Source organism: Erwinia sp. AnSW2-5 (assembly GCF_045107195.1).
Taxonomy (GTDB): domain Bacteria; phylum Pseudomonadota; class Gammaproteobacteria; order Enterobacterales; family Enterobacteriaceae; genus Erwinia.
Genome location: NZ_JBJGXA010000011.1, coordinates 314864 through 332051 on the forward strand (window position 1 = coordinate 314864; position 17188 = coordinate 332051).

The 17188-nt window shown below is 43.3% G+C and carries 15 protein-coding genes; 12 read left to right on the forward strand and 3 right to left on the reverse strand.

All coding sequences use genetic code 11. From position 1 onward, the window contains the following. Positions 1 to 411 precede the first annotated feature (411 nt). The 12 genes from ACFL9S_RS10740 to ACFL9S_RS10795 all read left to right on the forward strand — a co-directional run bounded on the left by ACFL9S_RS10740 (position 412) and on the right by ACFL9S_RS10795 (position 15040). Positions 412 to 1539 carry a glycosyltransferase family 4 protein gene (locus ACFL9S_RS10740; RefSeq protein ID WP_405261850.1) on the forward strand — a complete coding sequence of 376 codons (1128 nt, stop codon included), beginning with the start codon at positions 412 to 414 and terminating at the stop codon, positions 1537 to 1539. 128 nt (positions 1540 to 1667) lie between these two features. Further along, positions 1668 to 2789, forward strand: a complete 1122-nt coding sequence (gene gmd / locus ACFL9S_RS10745) for a GDP-mannose 4,6-dehydratase (protein WP_405261851.1) — start codon at positions 1668 to 1670, stop codon at positions 2787 to 2789. 6 nt (positions 2790 to 2795) lie between these two features. Further along, positions 2796 to 3722 carry a GDP-L-fucose synthase family protein gene (locus ACFL9S_RS10750; protein WP_405261852.1) on the forward strand — a complete coding sequence of 309 codons (927 nt, stop codon included), beginning with the start codon at positions 2796 to 2798 and terminating at the stop codon, positions 3720 to 3722. Further along, positions 3719 to 4885 carry a DegT/DnrJ/EryC1/StrS family aminotransferase gene (locus ACFL9S_RS10755; RefSeq protein ID WP_405261853.1) on the forward strand — a complete coding sequence of 389 codons (1167 nt, stop codon included), beginning with the start codon at positions 3719 to 3721 and terminating at the stop codon, positions 4883 to 4885. The genes ACFL9S_RS10750 and ACFL9S_RS10755 overlap by 4 nt, the downstream gene beginning before the upstream one ends. 94 nt (positions 4886 to 4979) lie before the next feature. After that, a complete protein-coding gene (locus ACFL9S_RS10760) occupies positions 4980 to 6239 on the forward strand; it encodes a polysaccharide biosynthesis family protein (protein WP_405261854.1) in 1260 nt (419 codons plus the stop codon). Beyond that, on the forward strand, positions 6232 to 7290 hold the full coding sequence (locus tag ACFL9S_RS10765) for a hypothetical protein (RefSeq protein ID WP_405261855.1): 1059 nt from the start codon (positions 6232 to 6234) through the stop codon (positions 7288 to 7290). Before ACFL9S_RS10760 ends, ACFL9S_RS10765 begins: the two co-directional genes overlap by 8 nt. Further along, positions 7271 to 8122 (forward strand): glycosyltransferase family 2 protein, encoded by an 852-nt coding sequence (locus ACFL9S_RS10770; protein WP_405261857.1) that lies wholly within the window; start codon positions 7271 to 7273, stop codon positions 8120 to 8122. Before ACFL9S_RS10765 ends, ACFL9S_RS10770 begins: the two co-directional genes overlap by 20 nt. A 5-nt stretch (positions 8123 to 8127) precedes the next feature. After that, positions 8128 to 9246, forward strand: coding sequence for a glycosyltransferase (locus ACFL9S_RS10775; RefSeq protein ID WP_405261858.1), 1119 nt, complete (start codon positions 8128 to 8130; stop codon positions 9244 to 9246). Positions 9247 to 9269: 23 nt separating this feature from the next. Then, the gene (locus ACFL9S_RS10780; RefSeq protein ID WP_405261859.1) at positions 9270 to 10685 is read left to right on the forward strand and encodes a mannose-1-phosphate guanylyltransferase/mannose-6-phosphate isomerase; all 1416 of its coding nucleotides are present in this window, start codon (positions 9270 to 9272) and stop codon (positions 10683 to 10685) included. 1 nt (position 10686) lies between these two features. Beyond that, the gene (locus tag ACFL9S_RS10785; protein ID WP_405261861.1) at positions 10687 to 12060 is read left to right on the forward strand and encodes a phosphomannomutase CpsG; all 1374 of its coding nucleotides are present in this window, start codon (positions 10687 to 10689) and stop codon (positions 12058 to 12060) included. A 378-nt stretch (positions 12061 to 12438) separates the two neighbouring features. Further along, complete coding sequence (gndA, locus tag ACFL9S_RS10790; protein ID WP_405261862.1) at positions 12439 to 13845, forward strand: NADP-dependent phosphogluconate dehydrogenase; 1407 nt, start codon at positions 12439 to 12441, stop codon at positions 13843 to 13845. A 154-nt stretch (positions 13846 to 13999) separates the two neighbouring features. Continuing rightward, complete coding sequence (locus ACFL9S_RS10795) at positions 14000 to 15040, forward strand: Wzz/FepE/Etk N-terminal domain-containing protein (protein ID WP_405261863.1); 1041 nt, start codon at positions 14000 to 14002, stop codon at positions 15038 to 15040. A gap of 43 nt (positions 15041 to 15083) precedes the next feature. Here ACFL9S_RS10795 and hisIE read toward each other — a convergent pair whose 3' ends face one another. From hisIE to hisA, 3 genes are read right to left on the reverse strand one after another with little or no spacing between them, the layout of a single operon-like run. After that, positions 15084 to 15695 (reverse strand): bifunctional phosphoribosyl-AMP cyclohydrolase/phosphoribosyl-ATP diphosphatase HisIE, encoded by a 612-nt coding sequence (hisIE, locus tag ACFL9S_RS10800; RefSeq protein WP_405261864.1) that lies wholly within the window; start codon positions 15693 to 15695, stop codon positions 15084 to 15086. Continuing rightward, positions 15689 to 16465, reverse strand: coding sequence for an imidazole glycerol phosphate synthase subunit HisF (hisF, locus tag ACFL9S_RS10805; RefSeq protein WP_405261865.1), 777 nt, complete (start codon positions 16463 to 16465; stop codon positions 15689 to 15691). Before hisF ends, hisIE begins: the two co-directional genes overlap by 7 nt. After that, positions 16447 to 17184, reverse strand: coding sequence for a 1-(5-phosphoribosyl)-5-[(5-phosphoribosylamino)methylideneamino]imidazole-4-carboxamide isomerase (hisA, locus tag ACFL9S_RS10810; RefSeq protein WP_405261866.1), 738 nt, complete (start codon positions 17182 to 17184; stop codon positions 16447 to 16449). Before hisA ends, hisF begins: the two co-directional genes overlap by 19 nt. Positions 17185 to 17188 lie beyond the last annotated feature (4 nt).

Consider the following 17188-nt stretch of genomic DNA (forward strand, 5'->3'; position numbering starts at 1 on the left):
TGGGGGGGCTATTTCTTAGTGTGGTGTAAATCCGTATATAAAACCTCTCTCTGTCCGATATTGTTAAATTCCTCTCCTATTAGGAGTGCATGCTTTTAGCCATTATTGAATCAATGGATGCTTCTTTTTCGGTGGTTTTTTCTACTCCTTCGAAGAGTTTTAATAGAGTCGACAAGCGATTTACTTTTTTATGTGTGATAACGCTAACAATCTGCCAGTAAGATTAAGTGATTCGAGAGCGCTAGTGAACGCAGGACAGACATACAGACTAAGCTAACGTAAAAATAATAAAGTTTTAATAAAAATTGATTTGTTAAAGTAGATGTAATTTTCAAATGTAATATCATCTAGTAGTGAACGTTTTTTTGTTTTTAAGTAATGTTTTTTTAATGTCATCGGAGCTTATTATCTGTGTATGCAAAAAATAATAAAACAATCGTTATAACTGCAAATACAAGCTGGTATGTTTTTAATTTCAGAAAAAATACCATCATATCACTGTTGAAGCAGGGGTATAATGTTACTGTACTTGCGCCACAAGATGATTATACTGATCGTTTACTTACATTAGGTTGTGAGTTTAAACATATTGATATAGATAAGAGCGGTACAAATTTCATCAAGGATATAAAAAGCATTGTACAGTTTTACAATTTTTATAGAAAAAATAGAGTCTCCGCTGTATTGAATTTCACACCGAAAAATAATATTTACAGCACCATTGCTGCAAACATGAATGATATTAAATCGATTAATAATATCGCAGGTTTAGGGGCTGTATTTGTTAAAAAAAATCTACTGACCTGTTTGGTGAAAAAACTCTACAAATTTAGTCAAGAGAGAGCGACTTTCGTTTTCTTTCAAAATAAAGAAGATAAAAAAATATTTGACGAAGCTAATATCAATATCTCTGGCTTTGATATCTTACCGGGATCGGGTGTCGATCTTACCCGGTTTGGGCTGTGCGAAGTAGCTGATGATGGAAGGGTTGTTTTCGCTCTTGTTGCAAGATTACTGATTGAGAAAGGTATTTTTGAATATGCACAGGCCGCTAGTAACTTGAAAGCAAGATATAAAGATGATGTGCGTTTTTTACTGATCGGTTTTACCGATGCTAGTAATCCAAGATCCGTCACCAGAGAACAGATTGAATTCTGGGTTAATGAAGGTAATATTGATTACTCAGGACCTGTCGATGATGTTGAGTCAATTTTAAAAAATGTCGATTGTATTGTCCTTCCATCTTATTATCGTGAAGGTGTACCAAAATCTTTGTTAGAGGCGGCTGCTATGGGTAAACCTATAGTCACTACAGATAATGTCGGTTGTCGGGACGTAGTAGATGATGGCATCACGGGATATCTTTGCCAATCGAGATCGGTAGCTGATCTTTCAGAGAAAATGGAAATGATAATTAATCTCTCTCATCAAGAAAGAGTTAACATGGGATTAAGAGGTCGGGAAAAAATCGAAAACCAGTTTGATGAAAGAATCGTCATTGATAAATACCTGGCTATTATTGAAGATGTTTGTAACTGAATTTCACTATATACAAAAACGAGAGGTTCATGAGGGAGACATACATCTATGTATATAACTTATGAACATACGCTAAGCATTTTTTAATGGCAAATTGCTGCCAGATGATAAATTTTTAAAGAGGTTTTATGAAAAAGGCGCTGATTACAGGAATTACCGGGCAGGATGGCTCATATCTTGCTGAATTGCTACTGAATAAAGGCTATCAGGTGCACGGTATTATTCGGCGTTCATCGTCATTCAACACCCAACGCGTAGATCATATTTCTCAGTCTGAAAACGTCACACCTGAAAACTTCGTTCTTCATTATGGTGATTTGACCGACTCTTCTAATTTAACTCGCTTGATTAAGGAAATCGAACCTGACGAGGTTTATAATCTGGGTGCGCAGTCACATGTTGCTGTTTCTTTTGACTCTCCTGAATATACTGCGGATGTTGATGCTATCGGAACACTGCGTATTTTAGAAGCAATTCGTATCTTGGGCTTAGAGAAGAAAACTCGCTTCTATCAGGCTTCCACTTCAGAGCTTTACGGGTTGGTCCAGGAAACACCACAAAGAGAAACTACACCGTTCTATCCGCGTTCCCCTTACGCAGTAGCAAAACTTTACGCATACTGGATTACTGTTAACTACCGTGAAGCTTACGGTATGTATGCCTGTAACGGTATCTTGTTTAACCATGAATCACCTCGTCGTGGTGAAACTTTTGTTACCCGTAAAATTACCCGTGTATTAGCGAATATTTCACAGGGTCTGGAGTCATGCCTCTATTTGGGGAATATGGACTCTTTACGCGACTGGGGGCATGCCAAAGATTACGTACGTATGCAGTGGCTAATGTTGCAGCAGGATCAGCCAGAAGATTTCGTTATTGCAACCGGTAAACAAATTTCAGTAAGGGAGTTTGTGCGTATGTCGGCGGCTGAACTGGGTATCGAACTGGAGTTCCGGGGCAATGGTGTGAACGAGGTGGCTGTGGTGAAGGCTATCCATAACATCGAATATACTGCAGTTAAGGTGGGTGACACTATTGTCCGGGTTGCAGAAAAATATTTCCGCCCAGCCGAAGTCGAAACCTTGCTGGGTGATCCAGCTAAAGCCAAAGCTAAATTGGGCTGGGTACCGGAAATCACTGTCAACGAAATGTGTGCAGAGATGATTCAGAACGATTTGAAACAGGCTAAATCAATTGCATTACTGAAAGACCATGGCTATGACGTGTCTATATCCGTTGAAAATAAATAAGGTATTATGGTGAAGATTCTCCTTACTGGCGCAAGAGGTATGGTTGGGAAAAATATTCTTAACCATGATAAGGCCAAAAATTACGATTTTATGAACCCTTCAAGTAAAGATCTCAATTTACTTGATAAATCTGAGGTTGATAAATTCCTTTCTGAGCATAAGCCCGACTTTGTTATCCATGCGGCAGGTGTAGTAGGTGGAATTCAGGCGAATATCAATAATCCGGTTAAATTCTTTGTCGAAAATATGTTGATGGGCATTAACCTGATTACCGCAGCTCGAGAGAGTGGTGTTCAGCAGCTGATGAACATGGGAAGCTCATGTATGTATCCTAGGAATATCGAGCATGCGCTTAGTGAAGACCTGATTCTTAAAGGTGAACTAGAGCCAACTAATGAAGGGTATGCATTAGCAAAAGTCGCTGCTGCACGTCTTTGTGAGTATATCTCGAGAGAACATGTAAACCTGGAGTACAAGACTATTATCCCCTGTAATCTGTATGGTAAATACGATAAGTTTGACGAAACTAACTCTCATATGATTCCTGCTGTGATTAGAAAATTCGTTGTGGCTGTGAAAGAGAAAAGTGAATTCGTCGATATCTGGGGCGACGGTGAAGCGCGTCGCGAATTTATGTATGCTGAAGATCTTGCCGATTTTGTCTTCTATGCCATCGATAATTTTACTGTAATGCCACAAAATTTAAACGTCGGGCTAGGCCATGACTATTCAATTAATGATTACTATAAAACGATTGCAAAAATTACCGGGTATAAAGGGACTTTCAAGCACGATCTTACCAAGCCGGTTGGAATGAAGAGAAAGCTTATCGATAACACATTATTGACTGAGTTCGGTTGGAAAAGTAAAACTGATCTCTCACAAGGTGTTGCCAAAACATATCAGTACTTTTTAGATGAGATAGTAAAATGATCAATTTTCCTTTAGCAAGTAGCACGTGGGATGATAAAGAGCTTAGTGCAATCCAGCGCGTCGTTGATTCAAATATGTTTACAATGGGCCAGTCTGTTAAAGATTACGAGAAGGATTTTGCCCGGTTCTTTGGCTCTAAATATGCGGTGATGGTCAGTTCGGGATCAACGGCTAATCTACTGATGATTGCTGCACTATTTTTCACTAAAGTGGCCAAACTGAAGCGAGGTGATGAAGTTATCGTTCCTGCGGTATCCTGGTCAACCACTTATTTCCCACTTCAGCAGTATGGCCTGAAAGTGAAGTTCGTTGATATTGACAAGGAGACTTTAAATATTGACCTCAAAAAACTTGAGGCAGCAATTACCAATGAAACTAAAGCTATCCTTACCGTCAACCTCTTGGGTAATCCAAATGACTTTGATGCGATTAATGCGCTGATAAAAGGTAAGGATATCTTCGTTCTTGAAGATAATTGCGAATCGATGGGTGCGACCTTCAATGGTAAGCAGGCAGGGACACACGGAATAATGGGAACCTTTAGTTCCTTTTTCTCGCATCATATCGCCACAATGGAAGGTGGGTGTGTGGTGACAGATGATGAAGAACTTTACCATATTTTACTCTGTATTCGTGCGCATGGCTGGACTCGTAACTTACCTGAATTTAATCATGTTTCAGGCCAGAAGAGCAGCGATCCTTTCGAGGAGTCATTTAAGTTTGTTCTGCCAGGTTATAACGTTCGCCCTCTTGAGATGAGTGGAGCGATTGGCATCGAGCAACTAAAAAAACTACCAGGTTTTATTAATGTGCGTCGCAAAAATGCAATTTTGTTCAAACAACTTTTCAGCGATCACGAATACATTGATATTCAGCAAGAGACCGGTGAAAGTAGCTGGTTTGGTTTTGCGCTGATCCTGAAAGAGAATGCAAAAGTGACTCGCGCTGAACTGGTAAAAAAACTCGTTGAAGCCGGCGTGGAATGTCGTCCTATTGTGACGGGCAATTTTCTCAAAAACGAAGAGGTTCTCAAGTTCTTCGATTATACAGTCTCCGGTGAGATCACCGATGCAGAGTACATTGATAAAAATGGATTGTTTGTAGGTAATCATCAGGTCGATTTAAGCAAAGAGATCAGGTATCTACATGATTTGCTTAGGTAATTATTTTTTATAAAATTAAGGTGAGCACTTATTGATGCTCACCTTATTATTTATAATCCTATCTTAGATTGGCTCTATAGTAAGTTAAGATAAAATGATGATCCCAAAGAAATTTAAAGGCTTTATAATAAAAAAATTAATTCCACCGGTCGCTGAACAATTCTTAGGGCCATTGATACTCTTCTTACTGACACCTTACATCATCACCACCCTCGGCAAAATAAACTATGGACTATGGGTGCTGCTCATTGCTGTATCTATGTTTTCCCAAGTTGCCTGTTTAGGAATTACCGCCTGGATAGCGAAAGCTATTTCTGAGTCACTGGCTCTTAATCATTTTCAAAAAGTAAAAGAAATTGTGTCATCATCGTTTGCTTTGATATTGACAATATTTTCTGCGTTACTGATAGGCACTTTTATCGCCTCTTCTTTCCTCAATGGGGAAACGATAACAGCAACATTTATTATGCTTTGTGTTGTATCAGGCCTATTTAACGAAATTGATAATCTTTTCACTAATGCAACAAAAGGCTATGAGTTATTTCACTATTCTTTTTCGATGGAAATCATCGGCAGAGTATTCTGGGGTGCTACTGTTATACTTGGTGTCTACACTCATCATCTAATGCTCTTCACCTGTTTTGCTATAGTACTAAAGGCACTGGTAAAATATATCTTTTTCTCATTATTCGTCATCCGATCAACCATTTTTCCACTTTTCAGCTTTCAAGCATTTAGAGCGAGATATATCGAGTCTCGCTGGATGTTTGTCCAGCTTGTGGGAGGAACATCGCTTAGCTTATTCGATCGTTTGCTAATTCCTGCTGTTCTAGGCGTGAACAAACTGGCTTCTTATACTCCTTGCATTCAATTGGCGCAGCTCGCTTTCAGCGTACCGGCAGCGGCGAACCAAATCCTAATGCCTATTTTTTCGCGTTATTACTCATTAGGTAAATTTCCCAACAAGTGGTTCGCCATGGCTATTACCGCTGCAGTGCTATCAGCGTTACCATGTCTTGTTCTGTTTTTTTTCAGCCAGCAAATATTAACATTGTGGATATCAAAGTCATTTTCTGATGAAAACTATATGACGTTGAATGTACTCTCCTTGTCCTACGGACTACTTTCCTCTCTCAGCATATTCCATTTCATTATGTTAGGTATCGGTGAGTCCAAGTTTGTTGCTAAGGTGAACTTGTTCGCAGGTGCTATGACAATGGTCGCAACGGCGATTGCTGCTAATTTTGGTGTGAATTACATTGCTTATGCGAAATTCATTTATCCATTAATGCAGTTAAATTACCTCCCCGGAATTTTAAAACTTTGGAAGGTCAATAGGGGGGTAAATGGATAAGGATTTTTTTGTTAATTTTATTGAAGTTACATTGGCATTAGTCGGTGCATTAACACTGATAAAAAAGTTGCCCTGTATTAGAATAAGTTACAATCACCTTATTTTTATTTCAATGTTGGTTTTTATTGCTTTTATTGCAGCATTTAATACCAATGGTGAGTATCTATTTGGCGTAGTTAAGTTAGCTATGTGTTGTTTTTTAATCTATTTTAGTTATCATTTTAGTCGATATTCACCAATGATTTTGGTGTTTTTTTTAATTGCCTGCTCCATTCAGAGTTTTTTTGTTACAGGGCATCTCGATAAATTCAGCTTTTTACCTGTGTCATTTATTTCTCTTATTTTGGTTTCGGTTTATTCAAAGGGCGACAATCTTAAAGGTCTGCTTGTTTTATGCATTTTGATTGATGTTTTGCAAAGTGTGTATACCAGTTATCGTGGGCAAATTTTATTTTGCATACTGGCATTCTTTTGTATTTTTTTGAAATTTTCGATCAAAAGGAGAATGACACTTGTCTTTGTCGCGGTACCATTAAGCTATCTGAGTGTCATGTACTTACTTGGTCTATATTTCTTTTCTTATCGTGAGCCGATTTTATCTGCTACCAGTAGTAATATCGAACGCTCAAGTATGATTTACTGGGGTGTTAATAAGTTTTATGACTTCTTAGTAAGTGCACCTACAGTAACGTTCTTCCAGGAAAATGCTGGGCAGTATAAAGCAGTTTACCTAATGAATCCTGCAATTCCGAATGATCCACATAGCTTTCTTATTATGCTTTTTGTTTTTTTTGGTTTCATTCCGACTGTAATGATTTTCCTTTTTTTAATTAGAATGGTGAGTAAAACAACACAACGAATTTCATTTATTCCGGGACGCAGAGCAGATTTTGTTTCTTTAGCCTTTCTTCAGGCAATAATTATATTTTCCATGCATCCTTTTAATTCCTTTTCCAGAGTGTTTTTCTCTTTAACCTTTGGTGTGTTTCTTGCTTTTGGAAGTGGTAAGTATTTTAACGAGGTTCAGTGCGATGACAAACAAAAAGATTAGTATTATTATTGCAACCTATAATGTAGCGGTTTGCATTGAAAAATGTCTTGATAGTATTTTAGAACAAACCTTTGAAGATTTCGAGATCGTTATTGTTGATGGTGCCTCAACAGATAATAGTTTGAATATTATAAGAGGTTATACCGATCCTCGCATCAAACTCGTCTCTGAACCTGACAAAGGAATCTATGATGCATGGAATAAAGGCCTCTCGCTATCGTGTGGCGAATGGATAAATTTCATTGGCGCTGATGATTGTTTCAGTACACCTACTTCCTTGAAGGTACTCGTTGATGGTATTCCTCAGAGTAACAATGCTCCGATTATTTATGGGACAATTCAGTCTGAAGGACCCGGTGGTGATATTACTGGTGGCAGCGGTGAACCTTGGTATAATTTATTCTCTCCTGCCTTCAATTATATAAGATGTAAGTTGCCGATACCTGTTATGAGCGCTATATATTCACGTGGATTTATCAAAGATGAGAAGTTTGATCTGACTCTTCGTGTCACTGCGGATGCAGACTTACTACTAAGATGCCTTCGCCTGTGGCAAGGCAATCCTCCACATTTTATTGGTGCTGATACTCCTATCGTTCGTATGGGGTACGGAGGTATTTCAACCAACAGGAATACCTACATTCTTACGTTGAAAAATTCCCTACAGACCAGAAGAAATAATGGTATATCAAATTATAACCTGGCAATTTTCATTCGCATCGTTAAAGTCTATTCTATTATTGCCGTCGGGAAGGTCTTTGGTGATTCCATACTGGCTAATTCTCTGGCTAAATATCATTTCCTGAAAAAGAAAATCAGGAAAGTGAGTTAAATGATATGAATATTATTTATGTTATTACCGGTATGAGTGTCGGTGGGGCGGAAATGCAACTGGCATTGCTGGCAGCGAAAATGGTTCAGCGTGGGAACCGAGTTTTAATTATATCTTTATCCGGAGAAGTTCAGGTTGCGGTTGATGATAAAATTACCATCAAAAGCTTAAGTATGTCGAAAAATCCTCTGAGTATGGTCTCTGCGCTATTTAAAGCCTCGAAAATTATATCTGAGTTCAAACCTGATATTGTACATAGTCATATGTTCCATGCCAACGTACTTTCACGGCTGCTTCGTTTGTTTAAATCGTTTCCAGTTTTGATATCAACGGCCCACAATTCTAATGAAGGTGGCGCATTAAGAATGTTAGCATACAGGCTGACAGAAAATATCCCTGATCTCTCTACGAATGTCAGTCCTGATGCCGTAGCCGCCTTTGTGAAAAAAAAAGCTGTTTCAGCGGGTAATATGGTTGCTGTCTATAACGGAATAGATACTAATAAATTCAAATATTCTCATTTTTTAAGAGAGAGCATCCGAAGCGATCTGTCAATAGACGTTAATACTGATGTGATTTTTAGCGTCGGTCGCTTGGTTGATGCCAAGGATTACCCAAACCTTATCGATGCATACAATCACTTGGTGAAAAATAACCTACTGATGAATAAGACTAAACTTGTCATCGTTGGTACTGGCCCTTTAGAAGCTGCATTAAAAAGTTTGGTTGAGGATTATGATCTTTCAGCAGATGTGCTTTTCCTGGGCGCACGAGACGACGTAGAGCAGCTATTCAATATTGCTGATGTATTTGTCCTTGCCTCACAGTGGGAAGGCTTCGGCTTGGTGGTGGCAGAGGCCATGGCCTGCAATAGACTAGCCATTGGCACGGACTCAGGCGGGGTTAAAGATGTGATCGGTCCATGTGGCATGCTTGTCCCGATTAAAAATCCTGTCGCCCTTGCGGAAGCAATTGCTCACTACTTGCAACTCCCTTTAAGTGAGCGTGATGCGCTCGGTTATGCCGGGAGAAAGCGGATAGAAAATAAATTTTCAATTGAATTAATTGTAGATCAATGGATTGACATCTACCTAGAATTGATTGAAAGAAAAGTTAACTCTTAACGTTTACTATTTTAAGTGTAAATATGACTAACAATATTCTTCCTGTAATTATGGCAGGTGGCTCTGGGAGCAGGTTATGGCCTTTATCCCGAGCGCTTTATCCTAAACAATTTTTATCATTAACCTCTTCTTCGACCATGCTCCAGGACACCGTGGAGAGACTAACGGGGATACCTCACTCCGATCCGATGTTTATCTGTAATGAAGAACATCGTTTTGTGGTGGCGGAACAGCTTCGCAAGGAAAACATCGCCTATCGCAGCATTTTGCTTGAGCCTGAGGGGCGAAATACCGCACCGGGCATTGCGCTGGCGGCGTTCAAAGCAATTAATGAGGGGGAAGATCCGCTGCTTTTAGTGCTAGCAGCCGATCACCTTATTGAAAACACACCGGCATTTCAGCATTCTGTGATGAGTGCTGTAGTCCATGCAGCCAATGATAAATTAGTAACTTTTGGGATCGTTCCTCATTGCCCGGAAACGGGTTATGGCTATATTCGCCGTGGCGATAGAATTGATGATATGTCGTTTATGGTGAGTGAATTCGTTGAAAAACCGGATGTCGTTAGAGCCACAGAATATGTTGATTCAGGAAATTATTACTGGAATGGGGGCATTTTCTTATTTAAAGCTTCAGTTTATCTCAATGCCCTGAAAGAGTTATCCCCTGATATCTATGACAGATGCTCACGGGCCATAGCCGGTGCTCATAATGATCTGGATTTTACTCGCGTTGATAAAACGGAATTCCTCAATTGCCCGAATGTATCTATTGATTATGCCGTTATGGAGAAATCCCTTAGCACTGTGGTCGTGACCATGGATGCACAATGGAATGATATCGGTTCCTGGTCCGCCCTCTGGAGTGTCAGCGACAAGGACGTTGATGGGAATGCACTGCGCGGTGATGTGATGGTCGATCAATCAACCAACAGCTACATTCACTCTGAAAGTCGCTTGGTTGCCGTTGTGGGGGTGAATGACCTGATCGTAGTTGAAACTAAAGATGCGGTCCTGGTTGTCGATAAAAATAATACCCAGAACGTCAAAAACATCGTTGAATTATTAAAACAAAAAGGACGGTCTGAGTATTTGCAGCATAAAGAAGTTTTCCGACCATGGGGCCATCACGATACCATCGCTGAAGGGGCGCGTTATCATGTTAAAGCCGTTACCGTTAAACCGGGTGAAAAAACGGCAACGCAACTACATTACCATCGTGCAGAGCACTGGGTGGTGGTTTCAGGAACGGCAAAAGTGACTAAAGGTAATCAGACCGTCCTGATAACAGAGAATGAATCTATTTATATCCCAGTAGGTGTGGCTCACTCGGTAGAAAATCCGGGCAGTATCTCTCTGGAATTAATTGAAGTTCGTACTGGTGTTTATTTGAATGAAAATGATGTAGTACGAATTGAGGAATATGGAGCAGGATATTGATATGCGTTCACTGACATGTTTCAAAGCGTATGATATACGCGGAAAACTCATTGATGAGATTGATGAGGAGATTGCTTACCGTATTGGAAGAGCCTATGGTCAATTGTTAAAACCTGAGACGGTTGTAGTCGGTAGTGATGTGCGTTTAACTAGTGAATCTCTCAAGATGTCACTGGCGAAAGGTCTGCAGGATAGCGGTGTTGACGTCCTTGATATAGGTCTTTCTGGCACTGAAGAGATCTATTACGCGACCTTTTCTCTCGAACTTGATGGCGGGATTGAAGTTACCGCGAGCCATAATCCTATTGAATATAACGGTATGAAGCTAGTTGGCCCACAGAGTCGGCCTATAAGTCGTGAGAACGGGCTTGCGGAAATTCAGTTACTGGCCGAAAGCAATGACTTTTCCGATTTAGTGGGTAAAAGGGTTGGAAGATATAAAAAAATTAGCGTTTTTGATGATTATGTTCGCCATCTGTTAGGTTATATCAATACCGACAACCTTACTCCAATGAAGTTAGTCATCAATTCCGGTAATGGTGCAGCAGGGCATGTTATTGACGGTATTGAAATGATTTTTTCTGAGAAAAAAATTCCTGTTGAAATTATCAAGATCCATAATGACCCCGATGGCAATTTCCCGCATGGGATACCTAACCCGCTACTGCCTGAGTGTCGGGGAGATACGGCCAATGCGGTGATTGCTCATGGCGCAGATATGGGTATTGCGTTCGATGGTGATTTCGACCGATGTTTTTTCTTTGATGATAAAGGTCAGTTTGTTGAAGGCTATTATATTGTCGGTTTGATCGCGAAGGCGTTCCTGAAAAAAAATCCTGGGGAGCGCATTATTCATGATCCGCGCTTAACATGGAGCACCATAGATGTCGTCAAGGAACAAGGTGGCATTCCCATTCAGTCAAAAACAGGTCATGCGTTTATTAAAGAGAGAATGAGATCGGAGGATGCCGTTTATGGAGGGGAAATGAGTGCTCATCATTATTTTCGTGACTTCTCATATTGTGACAGCGGAATGATACCCTGGCTACTGGTCGCGGAGTTGGTGTCAACACACAAGTTGCCTTTGTCACAGTTGGTCAATGACATGATCGCAGCTTACCCCTCTTCAGGTGAGATCAATCGTCGGATTACAGACCCCGTTGCTGCTATTGACAGAGTCGAGAATTTTTATTGCGAAAATGCATTACACATTGATAAAACAGATGGTTTAAGCCTTGAGTTTTCTCAGTGGCGTTTCAATCTGCGGATGTCAAATACTGAATCTGTGGTCAGGCTTAATGTTGAGTCAAAAGCGGATGTCGCGTTGATGAACGAAAAAACGCGGGAAATTTTAGATTTACTTCAGCAATCCTGATTCAAACCTGGCCAGTGAATGACATCGATCTTTGACTGCTAGTAAAAGCCTGTTGATTATCTGCATCAGTGTTTCTGGTGCAGATCTTTCGCACACTACCCACAACCTGTTAATTTTGTTGGCCCTGTGAATCTCTTTTGCCTACCTGGCATATTACTTCCCAATGACCGCATGCTAATAAAACACCAGTGTTAATGCGGTTTTTTTCACGTGTCAAACCAGCTTTGTACATAGAATAACATTCACAAATTTGTGACTATTTCTTTCCGTAAACTATCGCACCAATCACTACCACCCCCCAGTAATCCTGAGTTAACATGTTGGGAACATTGACCGCAGTCACAGAACTGCGGGTTTTCCACCCAGACAGGAGTAGGTATGTCCAAGCAACAGATCGGCGTTGTAGGTATGGCTGTAATGGGCCGTAATCTGGCACTCAACATCGAGAGCCGTGGCTACACAGTTTCTATCTTCAACCGCTCACGTGAAAAAACCGATGAAGTCGTGGCAGAGAACCCAGGTAAGAAACTGGTTCCACATTACAGCATCGAAGAGTTTGTTGACTCTCTGGAAAAACCTCGTCGTATCCTTTTGATGGTGCAGGCCGGTGAAGCAACCGACAAAACCATCGCCTCCCTGACCCCACACCTCGATAAAGGCGATATCCTGATCGATGGCGGTAACACCTTCTATAAAGACACCATTCGCCGTAACCGTGAACTGTCTGAGCAGGGCTTCAACTTTATCGGTACTGGTGTATCCGGTGGTGAAGAGGGCGCGCTGAAAGGTCCTTCCATCATGCCTGGTGGCCAGAAAGAAGCGTATGAGCTGGTTGCACCAATCCTGACAGAGATTGCCGCAGTTGCTGAAGGCGAAGCCTGTGTGGCCTATATGGGTCCAGACGGTGCAGGCCACTATGTTAAGATGGTTCACAACGGCATTGAATACGGCGATATGCAGCTGATTGCTGAAGCCTACTCACTGCTGAAAGGCGCACTGAACCTGAGCAACGACGAGCTGGCTAAGACCTTTAGCGAGTGGAATGAAGGCGAGCTGAGCAGCTACCTGATCGACATCACCAAAGATATCTTCACTAAGAAAGATGAAGAAGGTAACTACCTGGTTGATGTGATTCTGGATGAAGCTGCTAATAAAGGCACCGGCAAATGGACCAGCCAGAGCTCTCTGGATCTGGGTGAACCACTGTCACTGATCACCGAATCAGTCTTTGCCCGTTACCTCTCTTCACTGAAAACCCAGCGTGTTGCTGCCTCTAAAGTCCTGAGCGGTCCTAAAGTTCAGACTGTTAGCGGTGATAAAGCTGAGTTCGTTGAGAAAGTGCGCCGTGCACTGTACCTGGGTAAGATTGTTTCTTACGCACAGGGCTTCTCACAGCTGAAGGCGGCCTCTACTGAAAACAACTGGGATCTGCACTACGGTGAAATCGCTAAGATTTTCCGTGCGGGCTGCATTATCCGCGCTCAGTTCCTACAGAAAATCACCGATGCTTACGCTGTTGATGCCGACATCGCTAACCTGCTGCTGGCTCCGTACTTCAAGAACATTGCTGACGAATACCAGCAAGCACTGCGTGACGTTGTTGCCTGGGCGGTACAGAATGGTATCCCAACGCCAACGTTCTCTGCTGCTATTGCCTACTACGACAGCTACCGTTCAGCGGTACTGCCTGCGAACCTGATTCAGGCGCAGCGTGACTACTTCGGTGCGCATACTTACAAGCGTACTGATAAAGAGGGTGTTTTCCACACTGAGTGGCTGGACTAAGTTTTATCCCTCTGAACCTCCCGCTTTGCGGGAGGTTTTTCTCCGCTTTTAAGAATTGCGCGTGGCGCTTCCCTTGACACTCGTCTACCGTTAACCCACAACGATAAAACCAAAAAAAACTACATCAGTTTTTAATGAGAAAAAATACGTCATTATGAACCCCGAAAAAAATACGATTACGGACAAGGCCACAACTCGCGATTATGTCAAAGGACGCGAGGATGAACTGGATTTACTGGATCTTATCCTCCAGCTTTGGCACGGCAGATGGATTATCGTTATTGCAATGGTGATTGCCTTAGTGGCAGGAACAACATACATAGCCATAGCCGTAGCGAAAAAACATTGGGTTTCAACGGCAATTGTTACACAGCCTGATGCTGGCCAGGTTTCCTACTTTAGCGGCATTCTGAACCGCCTTTACCCGCGAATTGATGCTTTTACTCAAGAGTACAGAGCACAAGATGCTACCCAAGTCGCGAGTCTACAGCAGCAGTTGTTCAGTAGCTTCAGTACATCAGTTGATGTGCAGAAAGAACCGACATCTCAGCGGCCGTATGCGCTTGATGTCAGCACTTCCCGACTTGACAAAACCTATGCCTATCCGCTGAGTATTACGCTAAAAGCGGATAGCGCGTCAGAGGCGCAGACGCAACTCACCACTTATCTCCAGACGTTAAATGATGCCTTAGTGAAGGATTACATTGCTGACATCAACGGCAATATTGCGATAAGAATTCATGAGCTTAATCAATCACTGGCAACCCAGAAAAAAATCGCTGTAGAACGTAATCAACTGCATTTAGAGGCTGTTAAGCAAGCCCTGAAAATTGCTGAAACCTCTAACATTACTGATTCTCAGCTCAACTCGGTGGTCAATCTTACCGATGAGACCTTGTACCTGTTAGGCAGTAAAGCGCTGTCGGCAATGATCAGCCATGAGTCTACAAAACCGCTGATCATGGATAAGCAGTATTACGATACGCAGTCTCAGTTGATAACCCTGAGTGAGTTGAAACCACAGCTTGAGGATTTGCAGACCTTCAGTTTTATTAAACAGCCTGATTTACCGTCATCGCCAGTCGGTAAAAAGAAAATGCTGACTCTTATTCTGTCGATCTTGCTGGGAGGCATCGCGGGGTCTGCAATCGTGTTGGTCAGGAATATGGTTAAGGCCCGTCATCTGAACCGATAGTGCTTAGGTTAACAGGAGGCGCTGCCCGCGCCCCCACAATGACTTACTTATGTCGCTGACGAAGGTTCTCAATCACCGTTGACAGGTTCAGTTCCTGATCCTGCAACAAGACCAGCAGATGATAGATCAGGTCAGAGGCTTCGTTAGTCAGCTCATGACGATCGTTCACCGTCGCGGCCAGTGCCACTTCCACGCCTTCCTCACCGACTTTCTGTGCAATGCGCTTAGTGCCGCTGGCGTACAGGCTGGCAGTGTAAGAACTTTTCGGATCAGCGTGTTTCCGCTCGGCCAGGATCTGCTCTAGCTGATACAGGAAGGTCCAGTCTGTCGCCGCCGGTGAGAAGCAGCTTGTGGTGCCTCGATGGCAGGTTGGGCCAACCGGATTGACCAGCACCAGCAGCGTATCGTTATCGCAGTCTGGCGTTATGCTGACCACATTCAGAAAGTGCTCAGAGGACTCGCCTTTGGTCCACAAGCGCTGTTTGGTGCGTGACCAGAAGGTCACTTTGCCAATTTCCAGCGTCTTCGCCAGCGCGTCCTGATTCATATACCCGTGCATCAGCACTTCGCCAGACACGGCGTGCTGGACGATAGCGGGCATCATGCCGTCGGTTTTCACCCAGTCGAGCTGGGACAGTTGTTGTTCTGTTAACACGCGCGAATCTCCACACCTTTTTTAATCAGGTAACTTTTCAGCTCACCGATATTAATAATCTGTTTATGGAACACCGATGCTGCCAGTGCGCCGTCAACGTCAGCATCGCGGAAGGCTTCATGGAAATGCTCCATGGTGCCCGCGCCGCCGGAAGCAATCAGCGGTACTTTACAGCGCGCACGCACTTTTTGCAGTTGTACCAGGTCGTAACCATTGCGCACGCCATCCTGGTTCATCATGTTCAGCACAATCTCACCCGCGCCACGCTTCTGCACTTCTTCCACCCAGTCGAGGGTTTCCCACGTGGTGACTTTGGTTCGGCTTTCATCACCGGTGTACTGATTCACATGGTACTTGCCGCTTTCGCTGTCATACCAGGTATCAATACCGACCACAATGCACTGCACGCCAAAGCGATCGGCCAGGCGGGTGATCAGCGAAGGATCGGCCAGTGCCGGAGAGTTAATCGAAATCTTATCTGCGCCGAAAGAGAGCAGCAGGGCGGCATCTTCAACCGACTTAATGCCTCCCGCTACGCAGAAAGGAATATCAATCACTTCTGCCACGCGCGAGATCCAGCTTTTATCCACCACACGGCCATCGCTTGATGCGGTGATATCATAAAACACCAGTTCGTCGGCCCCTTCCTGAGCATAGCGCTGTGCCAGCGGCACGATATCGCCAATGATTTCGTGGTTGCGGAACTGCACACCTTTCACGACCTGGCCGTCACGCACGTCCAGGCAAGGGATTATCCGTTTTGCCAGCATGAAATAGCCTCCGATGCGGTGAATTTATCTTCCAGCAGCGCGCGACCCACGATCACACCCTGAGCGCCACAGCCGCGCAGCGCGGCAATATCGTCCAGAGAGCCGATGCCGCCGGACGACTGGAAAGCAATGCTCGGGTAGCGCGCAGACACTTCGCGATACAGCTCAACGTTAGAGCCACTGAGTGTGCCATCGCGTGAAATATCCGTGCACAGCACGTGTTTCAGGCCGAATGGCAAAAACTGCTCAATCACTTCTTCCAGCGTGATACCGCTGGCTTCCTGCCAGCCGCTGATCGCCACTTCTTTGCGGTTACTGGCATCAATGCGCACGTCAAGCGCCAGTACAATCGCTTCCGCGCCGTATTGTTTAAACCACTGCTGTACTTCTTCCGGCTGTTTCACCGCCGTGGAACCCACCACTACGCGTGTAGCACCCGCCTTTAGCAGCGCTTCCACATCCTCTTTGGTGCGGATACCGCCGCCAACCTGGACCGGAACGGTAACGCCCGCCAGCAGTTTGGTCAGTAAGGGGATCTGGCGTGCAGCCGGGTCTTTCGCCCCGGTCAGATCAACCAGATGCAGCACCTGCGCACCCTGTGCTTCATAATCTTGTAAGCGTGGCAGCGGGTCGCTGCCGTAGTCGCGTTGCTGGCCGTAATCGCCCTGGTGCAGACGCACCACCTTGCCATCAATTAAATCTAATGCCGGGATAATCATGCCG